At 71.3% G+C, this 11,174-nt stretch carries 12 protein-coding genes; 8 read left to right on the top strand and 4 right to left on the bottom strand.

Annotated elements, in window-relative coordinates; translation table 11 throughout:
* The coding region (locus tag JCO01S_RS14495; protein ID WP_068257304.1) for an alpha/beta fold hydrolase at positions 1–597 on the bottom strand (597 nt) is incomplete at its 3' end.
* Positions 598–713: 116 nt separating this feature from the next.
* Here JCO01S_RS14495 and JCO01S_RS14490 point away from each other — a divergent pair.
* Complete coding sequence (locus JCO01S_RS14490) at positions 714–1,676, top strand: phosphotriesterase family protein (protein ID WP_068257301.1); 963 nt, start codon at positions 714–716, stop codon at positions 1,674–1,676.
* 20 nt (positions 1,677–1,696) lie between these two features.
* On the opposite strand, the gene JCO01S_RS14485 is transcribed toward JCO01S_RS14490, so the two are convergent.
* Together JCO01S_RS14485 and JCO01S_RS14480 are read right to left on the bottom strand one after the other, a co-directional pair.
* Positions 1,697–2,506, bottom strand: a complete 810-nt coding sequence (locus tag JCO01S_RS14485; RefSeq protein WP_068257298.1) for an enoyl-CoA hydratase-related protein — start codon at positions 2,504–2,506, stop codon at positions 1,697–1,699.
* 39 nt (positions 2,507–2,545) lie between these two features.
* Entirely contained in the window at positions 2,546–3,877 is a 1,332-nt protein-coding gene (locus JCO01S_RS14480; protein WP_245634460.1) for an MFS transporter, read from the bottom strand.
* Positions 3,878–3,959: 82 nt separating this feature from the next.
* On the opposite strand from JCO01S_RS14480, the gene JCO01S_RS14475 reads away from it, so the two are divergent.
* Genes JCO01S_RS14475 through JCO01S_RS14460 form a run of 4 tightly spaced genes read left to right on the top strand, consistent with a single transcriptional unit; the run spans position 3,960 to position 7,642 of the window.
* Positions 3,960–4,676: an HAD family hydrolase gene (locus tag JCO01S_RS14475; RefSeq protein WP_068257296.1), complete on the top strand. Its 717-nt coding sequence runs from the start codon at positions 3,960–3,962 to the stop codon at positions 4,674–4,676.
* Positions 4,660–5,883, top strand: coding sequence for an acyl-CoA dehydrogenase family protein (locus tag JCO01S_RS14470; RefSeq protein WP_068257293.1), 1,224 nt, complete (start codon positions 4,660–4,662; stop codon positions 5,881–5,883). Before JCO01S_RS14475 ends, JCO01S_RS14470 begins: the two co-directional genes overlap by 17 nt.
* Positions 5,884–5,907: 24 nt before the next feature.
* A complete protein-coding gene (locus tag JCO01S_RS14465; RefSeq protein ID WP_068257290.1) occupies positions 5,908–6,975 on the top strand; it encodes a phosphotransferase family protein in 1,068 nt (355 codons plus the stop codon).
* Positions 6,965–7,642, top strand: a complete 678-nt coding sequence (locus JCO01S_RS14460) for a TetR/AcrR family transcriptional regulator (RefSeq protein ID WP_068257307.1) — start codon at positions 6,965–6,967, stop codon at positions 7,640–7,642. Before JCO01S_RS14465 ends, JCO01S_RS14460 begins: the two co-directional genes overlap by 11 nt.
* 49 nt (positions 7,643–7,691) lie before the next feature.
* Here the strand turns inward: JCO01S_RS14460 and JCO01S_RS14455 are convergent, their stop codons facing one another.
* Complete coding sequence (locus JCO01S_RS14455; RefSeq protein ID WP_068257282.1) at positions 7,692–8,477, bottom strand: SDR family oxidoreductase; 786 nt, start codon at positions 8,475–8,477, stop codon at positions 7,692–7,694.
* Positions 8,478–8,617: 140 nt separating this feature from the next.
* On the opposite strand from JCO01S_RS14455, the gene JCO01S_RS14450 reads away from it, so the two are divergent.
* The 3 genes from JCO01S_RS14450 to JCO01S_RS14440 are packed head-to-tail and all read left to right on the top strand — an operon-like array spanning position 8,618 to position 11,102.
* Positions 8,618–9,619: an NADP-dependent oxidoreductase gene (locus JCO01S_RS14450; protein ID WP_068257280.1), complete on the top strand. Its 1,002-nt coding sequence runs from the start codon at positions 8,618–8,620 to the stop codon at positions 9,617–9,619.
* A gap of 26 nt (positions 9,620–9,645) precedes the next feature.
* Positions 9,646–10,599: an NADPH:quinone oxidoreductase family protein gene (locus JCO01S_RS14445; RefSeq protein WP_068257278.1), complete on the top strand. Its 954-nt coding sequence runs from the start codon at positions 9,646–9,648 to the stop codon at positions 10,597–10,599.
* Positions 10,596–11,102 (top strand): thioesterase family protein, encoded by a 507-nt coding sequence (locus tag JCO01S_RS14440; RefSeq protein ID WP_068257276.1) that lies wholly within the window; start codon positions 10,596–10,598, stop codon positions 11,100–11,102. The genes JCO01S_RS14445 and JCO01S_RS14440 overlap by 4 nt, the downstream gene beginning before the upstream one ends.
* The last annotated feature ends 72 nt before the right edge of the window (positions 11,103–11,174 follow it).

Here is an 11,174-nt window from a genome sequence, read left to right as displayed (position 1 = left end):
CCCCCCCGCCGCGTCCAGCTGGTCGACGAACTCCACGATGTGGCGGGTGAGGAGCCGTGCCTCCTCCGGTTGGTACTCGGCGAGGGTCGGGTCGTTGAACACGTGGCCCTCGCCCGGGTACTCCACGAACGCGTAGGCGCCGCCGGCGTCCTCGACGTCCGCGCGGACCTCCTCGTCGAACTCCCTGTCCTCCTCGTGGAAGGGGTCGCCGGCGGTCACGTGCACCTGCCCGGGGACCCCGGGCGGCCAGGAAGTCTCGAGGAAGCGCATCGGCACGCCACCGCCGACCATGACGACCCCGCGCGCCCGCTCGGGGTGCTGCCCGGCCAGCCACTGCGCGGTCGCGCCGCCGACGGAGAAGCCGACGGTCACGAAGGGACCACCGACCCCCTTCGCCGCCGCCTCGGCCTGCGCGTACAGCGCGTCGTCGCCGACCTCCCGGGTGCGGGCCATGCCCGTCGGATAGTCATCGAAGGTCTCGCCATCGAAGGGGTCGACGGTGGTCACCTCGTGACCGGCGTCGGTGAGCGCGTCGGCGATGTCGGTGACGCCCTTGCGGACGCCGAGGACGGATGGGAAGAGGAGTGCGTGAGCCATGTCACGATGTTAGGGACGCCGGCTGACATGGCGGAGCTGTTGACACTCCGCAGGCGTCTCCATAGCCTCGAGAAGATCCGAACCTGAACCCGGGTTCAGCAGCGAAGGAGAGCAGCATGGTGGCTGTACCGACCGTGACCGGGAGCGTGGACTCCGCCGACCTGGGGCGCGTGCTGGCCCATGAGCACGTCTTTGTGCTGGGGGAGGAGTACCGGCAGAACTACCAGGGCGACTGGGACGAGGACGCACAGGTCGCCGAGGCGGTCGAGGAGCTGGGTGCGCTGCCGTCCATGGGTATCGATACCATCCTCGACCCCACCGTCCTCGGCCTCGGCCGCTACCTGCCCCGGGTCCAGCGCGTCGCCGAGCAGATCGACCTCAACATCGTCGTGGCGACCGGGCTGTACACGTACAACGAGATCCCCTTCCAGTTCCACTACACCGGTCCCGGGCTGCTCTTCGACGTGCCGGAGCCGCTGACGGAGCTCTTCCTCAAGGACCTCGACGAGGGCATCGCCGACACCGGCGTGCGCGCCGCCTTCCTCAAGTGCGCCATCGAGGAGCAGGGCCTCACCGCCGGGGTGGAGCGGGCCATGCGGGCGGTCGGCCAGGCGAGCGCGCAGAGCGGCGCCCCGATCACGGTGCACACCAATCCGCACACCGGATCCGGCCTCGTGGCCCAACGGGTCCTCGCCGAGGAGGGGGCCGACCTGTCGAAGGTCGTCATCGGGCACTCGGGTGACACGACGGACCTCGACTACCTGATGCGGGTCGCGGACGCGGGCTCCTACCTGGGGATGGACCGCTTCGGGCTGGACGTCCTGCTGCCCTTCGAGGACCGGGTGGCGACCGTGCTGGAGCTCCTGCGACGGGGCTACGCCGAGAAGATGGTCCTCGCGCACGACGCCTCGTGCTTCATCGACTGGTTCGACCCGGAGGCCAAGCGCCGGGTCGTCCCGAGGTGGAACTTCCGCCACATCAGCGAGGACGTCATCCCCGCCCTGCTCGAGGGCGGGGCCAGCGAGCAGGACATCGAGACGATGCTCGTGACCAACCCGAGGGCGTACTTCGAGAAGTAGCTCCCGGGGCGGCCGGGGCGTCAGCGGCCGAAGACCGGCGGCCGCTTCTCGACGAAGGCCCTGGCGGCCTCCACGTGGTCCTCGGTCAGCCCGCACTCCTTGTGTCGCGGCACCTCGGCACGCATCGCCTCGGACAGGGTCTGGAAGGGCACCTCGCGCAGGTTCCGCTTGATGTGCGTCAGGGCCACGGCCGGCCCGTCGGCCAGCCGGCGGGCCACCTCGTGGGTGCGCTCGGCGAGTTCCTCCTCGGGCACCATCTGGTTGACGAGCCCGAGGTCGAGGCACGCCTGGCCGTCCAGGCGAGGGTTGAGCAGGAGCAGCTCGCGCGCCCGGGCCGGCCCGACGAGGTGGTGCAGGAGCCAGGTGACGCCGAAGTCCCCGGACAGGGCCACCGCGGCGAAGGCCGTGGCCATCACGGTCCGGGGTGTGCCGATGCGCAGGTCGGCCGCGAGGGCCAGCCCGAGCCCGGCGCCGGCGGCTGCGCCCGGGAGTGAGGCGATCACCGGCTTCGGGAAGGTGTCGATCCGCCCGACGGTCAGCTCCTGGTGCCGTACCTGCTCGGCCACGGCCGCGGCGTCCACCTCGTCGGCCCCGCCCCCTTCGCCCCCGTCGGCGTCGAACTGCTGGACGTCCCCGCCCGCGCAGAACGCTCGCCCGGCACCGGTGAGGACGAGCGCCCGGACGCGGGGGTCCCCGGCGCTGTCCCGGAGCAGCTCACCGAGCCCCTCGATCATCGGCTCGGACATCGCGTTCCGGCGGTCCGGCCGGTTGAGGGTGATGGTGGCCACCCCGTCGCTGAGGTCGTGCAGGACGTGGTCGGTGTCGGTCATGGGAGCTCCTCGGGTGTGGACGGGGATGGGTGGTCTCGCTCAGCGACGGGTGAGTACGGACGGGGTGAAGGCGACGGCGGCCGCGAGGGGGAGGACGACGACGGTCAGCAGGGCACCCGTCAGCCCGATCTGTGCACTGAGGCCGCCGACGGTCGCGGCGCCGAGGCTGCCTCCTATGAGGAAGACGAGGGTCATCAGGCCGAGGGCGCCGCCGCGGGTGTGGACCGGGACGGAGTCGGCGACGAGGGTGGTCATCGCCGGCTGCCCGAGCCCGAAGGAGAGCATGAGCGCCAGCGTCGCGACCACGAGCACGGGGCCGGAGACCAGGGCCAGGCCGCACCCGGCCAGCACGAGCGCGAGGGCGGTCCCGAGCGTCGCGATGAGTTGGCTGCGGACGGGACCGAGACGCACGAGGGCCGGCCCGTTGACCCGGGGCGCCACGATGCCCAGCGCCGCGCACGGGACGAGCAGCAGACCGATCTGCACCCCGGTCCACCCGTGGGCGGTCAGCGACGTCGGGATGGCCACGAGCATCCCGAACCATGCCGAGGGCAGGCTCACGGCCGTCAGCAGGCTCCGGCGCGCGCCCGGGTCGGCGATGAGCGCCGCCTGCACGATGCCGTCCGGGTGCCGACGCGAGCGCAGGACGGCGACCGGGGCGGCGGTGGCCAGGGCGAGGAGGCCGATGGTGGACGGGCCCGGCCCGAGGGTGGCCCACTGCAGGGCGAGGACGGCTCCGGTGGCCGCGATGGCGATGAGTGCGGCGCCGGGCGCGTCGACGGTGGCGCCGGTCTGGCGCCGGGTCGGCAGCTCGTCCCACAGCAGCGGCATCATGAGGACGGCAGCAAGAGGGATCGCCACGATCGGACGCCATCCGAGCGGCTCGACGAGCATCGCGCCGACGACCGGTCCGAGGGCGTTGACGGTGGCCCCGACGCCCGCGTAGGTGGCCATCGCCCGCGCTCGCGCGTCACCCTCGAAGATCGCCTGCACGGCCGCCAGGGTCAGCGCCGGCACGGCCGCGGCGCCGAGCCCCTGCAGGACGCGCGCGGCGATGAGGGTGGGCAGGTCCGGGGCGAGGGAGCCGGCGCAGGCCGCAGCCACCATCACGGACAGTCCGAGCACGAGGGGGGTCCGGATGCCGAGGATGTCCCCGAGCCGGCCGAAGACCGCGCTGCCGACGGCGAGGGCGAGGGAGTAGCCGCTGACGACGAGGGCGGCGCGGCCGGCGGTGACGTCCAGGTCCGTCGCGATGGCCGGCAGCGCCACGGCGACCGCGGCGCTGCCCAGGCCGGTCAGGCCGAAGAGGACCGCCAGGCCGGTGGCCACGGTGCCGGGCACTCCGGTCCGGCCGGACACCAGTTCTGCCACGCTGCCTCGATCCGAACTTGAATATGAATCAGAGTTCAACTATACAGGCTTCAGCACGTTCTGCCAGAGGAGGGCAGCCCCCATGGGCTCATCATCACCCGACAGCGCACCCGCCGTCGCCGGCGAGTCGCTCTCGGCCCTGCTCATCGACTTCGGCGGCGTGCTGACCACTCCGATCTCGGATGCCTTCGGCGCCCTGGGCGAGGAGGCCGGGCTGGCGCCCGGCGAGGCGCTCTCCCTGCTCGCCGGCCACGAGGGCGCCCGCACCGCGCTCCGCGAGCACGAGGAGGGCCGTCTGGACGACGAGGGTTTCGAGGACGCCTTCGCGCAGGCGATCGTCGAGTCCGGTGGCCGGCTGGCGGCCCGTGGGCTGCTGGCGCGGATCGGGGCGCGCATGCAGCTGGACGAGCCGATGGTCGAGCTGGTCCGTGAGGTGCGTCGCCGTGGTGTGCCCGTCGCCCTCGTGTCCAACTCGCTCGGGCGGGACTGCTACGCGAAGGTCGATCTCGACGAGCTCTTCGACGTCACGGTGATCTCCGGCCGGGTGGGCGTGCGCAAGCCCTCGCGGCGCATCTACGCCATGGCCTGCGACGAGCTCGGTCTGCCCCCGGAGCAGTGCGTGCTCGTCGACGACCTCGAGCACAACCTCGCCGGTGCGGCACGCCTGGGGATCTCCGGGATCCTCCACCGGGAGGCTGACGGGACCGCAGCGCGTGTCCGTGACCTGCTCGGTCTCCCCGCGTCCCCCGCACCCATGACCACACCAACCAAGGACGGTTCCGATGTTCGACCTCAGTGAGCGCGGCCAGGAGTACCGCGACAAGCTGCTCGCCTTCATGGACGAGCACGTCTACCCGGCAGAGAGCGTCTACCGCCGGCAGATGCGCGAGTCCGGCGACCCCAACCACCACCCCCGGGTCCTCGAGGACCTCAAGGCCGAGGCGCGCAGCCAGGGCCTGTGGAACCTCTTCCACCCGCACCCGGAGTGGGGCCCGGGACTGACCAACCTCGAGTACGCGCACCTGGCGGAGATCACCGGGCGCAGCCTCGAGATCGCCCCCGAGGCGATAAACTGCAACGCGCCCGACACCGGCAACATGGAGGTGCTCACCCTCTTCGGGACCGACGAGCACAAGGAGAAGTACCTCAAGCCGCTCCTCGCGGGCGAGATGGCCTCCGCCTTCGCCATGACCGAGCCGGCCGTCGCCAGCTCCGACGCGACCAACGTCGAGACCAGCATGGTCCGCGACGGCGACGAGTACGTCATCAACGGCCGCAAGTGGTGGACCTCCAACGCCCTGCACAAGAACTGCAAGGTCCTCATCGTCATGGGCAAGACCGACCCGGAGGCCCCCACCCACCGCCAGCAGTCGATGATGGTCGTGCCGATCGACACCCCCGGAGTGAGGGTCGAGCGGGGTCTGCCGGTGTTCGGCTACATGGACCGCGAGGGCCACGCCGAGGTGAGCTTCACCGACGTGCGTGTGCCGGTCGAGGCCCTGCTCGCCGGTGAGGGTGACGGCTTCATGATCAGCCAGGCTCGTCTCGGGCCGGGCCGCATCCACCACTGCATGCGCGCCATCGGCGTGGCCGAGCGGGCCCTGGACATGATGATCGACCGAGCCCAGAGCCGCACGACCTTCGGTGAGCCGGTGGCCAACCGGGCCAACATCATGGACTGGGTGGCCGAGGCGCGCATCGAGATCGAGATGGCCCGTCTGCTCACCCTCAAGACCGCGCACCTGATGGACACGGTGGGCAACAAGGTCGCCCGCACGGAGATCGCGGCCATCAAGGTCGCGGCCCCCAACGTCGCCCTGAAGGTCATCGATCGCGCCATCCAGGTGCACGGTGGCGGCGGAGTGAGTGACGACTTCCCGCTGGCGATGTGGTACGCGCACATGCGTACGCTGCGTCTCGCCGACGGCCCGGACGAGGTGCACAAGATGACCATCGCCCGTCGTGAGTACCGGCGACGCAGCCCCGAGTGGGGCAAGAAGAGGTAGGCCGGTCGGGATGAAGGAGACGTGATGCAGGACGCGAACGACGCGGAGGCAGTCACCGAGGGCCTCGACCCGGAGGCCATGTCCGCCTGGCTCGAGGGGCTGGGGATCGGCCTCGCGCCACCCCTGACCTTCGCCCGGGTGGGTCTGGGGCAGTCCAACCTCACCTATCTGGCGACGGACGCGAAGGGGGAGCGTCTCGTCCTGCGGCGCCCGCCCCTGGGTGAGCTGCTCGCCTCGGCCCACGACGTCGCGCGGGAGCACCGGATCCTCTCGGCCATCCAGGGGGGTGATGTCCCCCTGCCGGTCGTGCACGGTCTCTGCGAGGACCCGGCCGTCACGGACGTCCCGGTGCTCGTCGCCTCCTACGTCGACGGGGCGGTCCTCGACGAGCGTGCCGATGCCGAGGCGCTCCCGCGCGAGGCCCGCCACCGCGTCGGGCTCTCGCTCGTCGAGACCCTCGGGCACGTCCACGCGGTCGATCTCGAGGAGGTCGGCCTGTCGGACCTGGCCAGCCACAAGCCCTACGGCGGGCGCCAGCTGCGCCGGTGGTCCCGCCAGTGGGAGCTGTCCAGGACTCGCGACCTGCCCGAGCTCGAGCGGCTCACCGAGCGGCTCACCGCGCTCGATCCCGGGCCGGGCGAGATCACGCTCGTCCACGGGGACAGCCACCTGCGCAACGTGATCATCGACCCGCAGGAGGCCACCGTGCGTGCCATCCTCGACTGGGAGCTGAGCACCCTGGGGGACCCGCTCGCCGATCTGGGCACCCTCCTGGCCTACTGGCCGCAGCCCGGGGACCCGCCGTCGATGCGCTTCGACGCCTCGATGGTTCCGGGCTTCGCGACGAGGTCCGAGCTCGTCGAGCACTACGCGGCCGTCACCGGACGGGACGTCTCGGCGGTGCCCTTCTGGCACGCACTGGGCCTGTGGAAGCTGGCGATCATCCTCGAGGGGGTGCGCCGGCGCCAGCAGGACGACCCACGCAACCTCACGGCCGCCGGCGCCATCCCTGCCTCGGCGGTCGAGGAGATCATCGTGTGCGGACATGGCGTGCTGGACGAGGACGGTTACAGTGACCGCCATGTCGAGTGAGAGCGAGACCACCGTCGAGGCCCCGGCTCTCGTCGACCCGGCGAAGCTCGGGACCCAGCCGCAGACCGCCCGTGGGCAGCGCACCCGTGCGGCCCTGATCGCCGCCGCCCGCACGGTCTTCGAGCGGGACGGGTACGTCGACTCACGACTCGTCGACATCGCGGCCGAGGCGAAGTGCTCGATCGGCAGCTTCTACACGTGGTTCGACAGCAAGGACGAGATCTTCGCCGCGGTCCTCTACGAGGCGCAGAGCGAGATGCTCCACCCGGGGACGAGCCGCATCGAGGCCACGGACGACCCGGTGGCGATCATCGCGGCGAGCAACCGCTCCTACTTCGAGGCGTACCGGCGCAATGCCCGCCTCAACCAGCTCCTCCTCCAGGTCGCCGCGGTCGACCCCCGCTTCCGGGAGATGCGCCGGGCCCGCGCGAACGCCTTCGTCACCCGCAATGCGCGGGCCATCGCGGAGCTGCAGCAGCGCGGCGTAGCCGACCGCGGCGTCGACGCGAGGATGGCGTCGATGGCTCTCTCCGGGATGGTCTCGCGGCTGGCCCAGGACGCCTACAACAGTGCCGTGGACGTCCCCGTCGACGACCTCGTCGAGACGGCCACCCGGCTGTGGACCAACGCGCTCGGGTTGACCCTGCCGCAGTTGTGGGCGGACTGACCCGCCAGCCACAGGGGTCCCTCGTGCAGAGCCGGGCGAAGGGGTGGGGTCACCGGGCGATGGTGACCCCACCGTCCACGGTGAGCGTGCTGCCGACGACGTAGTCGCCCGCGGAGGAGGCGAGGTAGACCGCGGCCGCGGCCATGTCCTCGTCCCGACCGATCCGACCCGAGGGGATCTGCCCGGCGATCTCGTCGCCGTGGTCGCGCGCCTCCTTGTTCATGTTCGAGGCGAAGGCGCCGGGGGCGATGGCGCTGACGACGATCCCCTCGGGGGCCAGGCGCACGGCCATCCGCTTGGTGAGGTGGATGATGCCCGCCTTGCTCGCGTGGTACGAGTACGTCTCCAGGGGGTTGAGGGAGAGCCCGTCGATCGAGCCGATGTTGATGACTTTCGCCTGGTGGCCACCGCGCTGGTGGCCGGCGAGGAGCAGGTCCTTGGCCTCCCGCGTGAGGAAGAAGGGCGTCTTGACGTTGAGGTCCATGACCTTGTCCCAGCCGTCCTCGGGGAACTCGTCGAAGGGTGCCCCCCAGGCCGCGCCCGCGTTGTTGACGAGGATGTCGAGGTGGTCCTCGCGGGAGCGGAAGGCCTCGAGCAGCGTGGTGATGCCGTCGGTGGTCGAGACGTCGACCGGCAAGGCCACGCAGCGGCCCGCCCCGTACTGCTCCGAGAGCTCGGTCGCGGTGGCCTCGCAGGCCTCGGCCTTGCGGGCGGTGATGTAGACCCGTGCGCCCTGGCTCAGCAGGCCCTCGGTGATCATCCGACCGATACCGCGGGAACCGCCGGTGACGAGCGCGACGCGGCCGTCGAGGGAGAAGAGGGAGGAGAGGTCCATGTGCAGTCCTTGCGTCGGAGGGGTGGAACGTGCTGACCCGACCGTAGCGAGACCTGAATCTTGATTCAAGAATAAGTTGAGGCGGGATTCATGTTGTGCGAAGGTGGCACCATCCTTTCCCGCCACCGACAGGAGTTCGCATGAGCCGGTCGTCACAAGAGATCCGCCTGGCCGAGCGCCCCCAGGGGCGACCGAGCGGGCGCACGTGGGAGCTCGCCACGGTCGATGTCCCCGAACCCGGCGCCGGTGAGTTCATCGTGCAGATCGAGCAGATCTCCCTCGATCCGGCCATGCGTGGCTGGCTGAACGACGTGCGCTCCTACGTCCCGCCGGTGGGTATCGGTGAGGTCATGCGCGCCTACGCCGGAGGGAGGGTCATCGCCTCCAACCACGCCGACTTCGCAGTCGGGGACGCAGTCAGGGGCCTCTTCGGTGTGCGGGAGTACGCCGTCTCCGACGGGAAGGGGGTCGACCGCCTCGATCTCGACGTCGCCCCGATGGCCACCTGGCTCGGTGCCCTCGGCATGCCGGGGATGACCGCCTACTTCGGCCTGACGGACGTCGGCCGCGCACAGCCCGGCGAGACGGTTCTCGTCTCCGCAGCCGCCGGCGCGGTCGGCAGCGTCGTCGCCCAGCTGGCCAAGGCGAAGGGGTGCCGCGTCATCGGCGTCGCCGGCGGGCCGGACAAGGTCGCCTGGCTGCGTGACCTCGGGCTGGACGACGTCATCGACCGCAAGGAGGGCGACCTGCTGCGCCAGGTGCGTCGGGCGGCGCCGGACGGCGTGGACGTGTACTTCGACAACGTCGGCGGCGAGCTGCTCGACGCCGCCCTGGCCAACCTCGCCCGGGGCGCGCGCATCGCGATCTGCGGCGCCATCTCGACCTACAACGACGAGACCCTGGCAGAGGGCCCGCGGCGGTACATGGCCCTCCTCGTCTTCCGCGCGAGCATGCAGGGTTTCCTCGTCACGGACTACCTCGACCGCTACCCCGAGGGCATCGAGGCGATCTCCCAGCTGATCGGGCAGCGCCGGCTCGTCGCCACCGAGACGGTGCTCGAGGGTGGGGTCGCCGCCTTCCCCGACGCCCTGCTCGGCCTGTTCGACGGGGTCAACACCGGCAAGCTGCTCCTCAAGACCTGACCATCCCCAGCGACAAGGACGTGACCATGCGCGCCATCCACATCTCATCCCTCGACGGGCCCGAGGCCGTCGAGGTCGTCGACGTGCCCGAGCCGTCCGAGGACTCCCTGGTGACGATCGCGGTCAAGGCCGCCGGCGTCGCCTTCCCGGAGCTGCTCCAGACCCGCGGCCTGTACCAGATGAAGCCCGACCTCCCCTTCGTCCCGGGGGCGGAGGTCGCCGGTGTCGTCGAGCGTGCCCCCGAGGGGAGCGGCTTCTCGCCGGGCGACCGGGTCGCGGCGCTCACGCTTCTCGGAGGCTTCGCGGAGAAGGCCCAGGCGCAGCCCGACCTCACCTTCGCGCTGCCGGACGACGTGCCCTTCGAGGAGGCGGCGTCCTTCACCTTCAACTACGCGACCGTCTACTTCGCGCTGCTCGAGCGCGGTGGCCTGGCGGAGGGGGAGACCGTCCTCGTCCACGGCGCGGCCGGTGGCATCGGGACGGCGGCGATCCAGATGGCCAAGGCCTTCGGCGCCGGTCGCGTCATCGGCGTCGTCTCCACCGAGGCGAAGGGGGAGATCGCGCGCTCGGCCGGTGCGGACGAGGTCGTCCTCGCGGAGGGCTTCCTCGATGCCGTCGGCAAGTCCTCCGTCGACGTCGTCGTCGACCCGGTGGGCGGGGGCCGGTTCACCGACTCCCTCCGCGCCCTCAAGGAGCACGGCCGGCTGCTCGTCATCGGCTTCACCGCCGGCGAGATCCCCACCGTCAAGGTCAACCGGCTGCTGCTGAACAACATCGCGGTCGTCGGGGTCGGCTGGGGAGCCTTCGCGATGAGTCGACCGGGGCACGTGCAGAAGGAGTGGGAGGCGATGCTCCCGCACCTGCGCAGCGGCGCCCTGCGACCCGTCGTCGGGTCCACTCACCAGCTCGAGGACGCGGCGACCGCGCTGACCTCCCTCGAGGGCCGCACGGTCACCGGCAAGGTCGTGCTGGTGCCGTGAGCGCCGCGCAGCTCCCGAGCGTCGCGGAGGTCATGCAGATCCCGGCCGCGCTCACTGCGGTCGCCGGCCCGGCCTGGGAGGACGGCAACGGCCACGTCAACGTCGCCCACATCTATGGCTTCCACGTCGATGCGTCCGAAGCAGCGCTGGCCCACGTCGGGATCGATGAGGAGTACCGCACGGTCCGGCGCCTCGGGGTCTTCAGCATGGAGCAGCACCTGCGCTTCCACGACGAAGTGCACATCGGCGAGGAGATCTCCGCCCACGCGCGGTGGCTGGACCGGGGCGACAAAGTCTTCCACGGCGTCTCCGTGCTCGTCAACCACACCGCCGGCCGGATCGCCAACACCCTGGAGATGCTCGAAGGGCACGTCGACCTCGGGAGTCGCCGCACCGCCCCCTTCAGCACGGACGTCGCCGAGCGGATCGACGCCGAGGTGGCGCGCCACCGGGCGCTGACGTGGCAGGTGCCGCTCTCCGGCCCGATGGGCGTACGCCGCTGACGGGTTCTGCTTCTCTCCGCTGTGCCGCCACGCACACGGCTCGGGCCCACGACCTCGCCGGTCGTGGGCCCG

It is taken from the genome of Janibacter corallicola NBRC 107790, from assembly GCF_001570965.1.
Taxonomy (GTDB): Bacteria; Actinomycetota; Actinomycetes; order Actinomycetales; family Dermatophilaceae; genus Janibacter; species Janibacter corallicola.
Note: the sequence above shows the minus strand (reverse complement) of the source record. Positions and strands in the feature narration are given on the sequence as shown.